Source organism: Soonwooa sp. T0.1_25, assembly GCF_057652215.1.
This window is the reverse complement of the sequence record NZ_JBYFBZ010000054.1, coordinates 1-703: the sequence shown is the minus strand read 5'-3', so window position 1 is coordinate 703 and position 703 is coordinate 1. Positions and strand designations below refer to the sequence as shown.

The window sequence follows — 703 nt, the reverse complement described above, 5'->3', positions numbered from 1 at the left end:
CCGTTAGGCGTAATTTTAAAACGTGCCGACAGTAACAAGACAAAAAAAGAATATGATAACAATCGACAACTATTTAGACAGCCATTACATACACCGAAGCAACTGGTTGAGAGCTGCTGTTCTTGGTGCAAATGACGGAATAATTTCTATTTCCAGTCTTGCCATTGGAATTGCGGCTGCAAGTTCGACAAGAGAACCTATTGTATTGGCAACAGTCGCAGGACTTGTTGCGGGTGCTTTATCTATGGCGGCAGGCGAGTATGTTTCGGTAAGTTCGCAAACCGACACTGAAAAGGCAGACATTGAAAGAGAGATTAAGGAACTAAAAGAAATGCCAGAAGAAGAACTTAATATTTTGGCTCAAATCTATGAGAAACGTGGACTAAAAAAAGAAACCGCAAGACAAGTGGCAATTGAATTGACAGAAAAAGACGCTTTGGCAACACACATTAGAGATGAATTAGGCATCAACGAAATAAGTCAAGCAAATCCAATACAAGCGGCTTTAGCATCAGGAGCATCTTTTACAGTTGGTGGCGTATTGCCGCTTTTAGTTGTTCTTTTTGCACCAGTGAAAGGAATGGAATATTGGTTATATGGCTTCACGATAATTTTTCTCGTTATTTTAGGAGCGACATCTGCAAAAACAGGTGGTTCAAGCATTAAAAAAGCTATCTTGCGAATTACCATTTGGGGAACAATT

Annotated in this window: 1 protein-coding gene; it reads left to right on the top strand. The window is 39.8% G+C overall.

All coding sequences use genetic code 11. The annotated features are described in order from the left end of the window. Positions 1-52 precede the first annotated feature (52 nt). Positions 53-703, top strand: a 651-nt coding sequence (locus tag AC23MB_RS14305; RefSeq protein WP_487787647.1) for a VIT1/CCC1 transporter family protein, incomplete at its 3' end; no start/stop codon positions are given.